This window comes from Variovorax sp. 10N420 (assembly GCF_056394705.1).
In genome coordinates, this window is the sequence record NZ_JBFTIJ010000053.1 from 1 (window position 1) to 416 (window position 416).

The window sequence follows — 416 nt, forward strand, 5'->3', positions numbered from 1 at the left end:
TTCGCTTACTTCTTCGTGACCTGGCCGTCCTGGGCCATGCGGCAGGCAGCGACGATGTCGTCTTCGAGATCGATCTTCAGGCCGCCCTCCTTGGGCAGCACGAGCTTGAGGAAGTCGAGCACGTTGCGCGCGTAGAGCGACGATGCGTCGGCGGCCACCAGGGCTGCGAGGTTCGTCTCCCCGACGATCGTCACGCCGTGCCTGACCACCGTCTTGTCGGCTTCGGACAACGGGCAGTTGCCTCCAACGCCATCGGGGCCCTTCCCCGCGGCGATGTCCACGATGACCGAACCCGGCTTCATCGACTTGACCATCTCCTCGGTGATGAGCGTCGGAGCGGCGCGCCCCGGGATCAGCGCGGTGCTGATGACCACGTCAGCCTGTGCAACGCGCTTGGCCACTTCGATCTTCTGGCG

Annotated in this window: 1 pseudogene; it reads right to left on the reverse strand. The window is 65.4% G+C overall.

The features are described 5' to 3' along the window. Positions 1 to 5: 5 nt before the first annotated feature. Positions 6 to 416, reverse strand: a pseudogene (locus AC1DEK_RS30175) (NAD(P)(+) transhydrogenase (Re/Si-specific) subunit alpha); the annotation flags it as partial.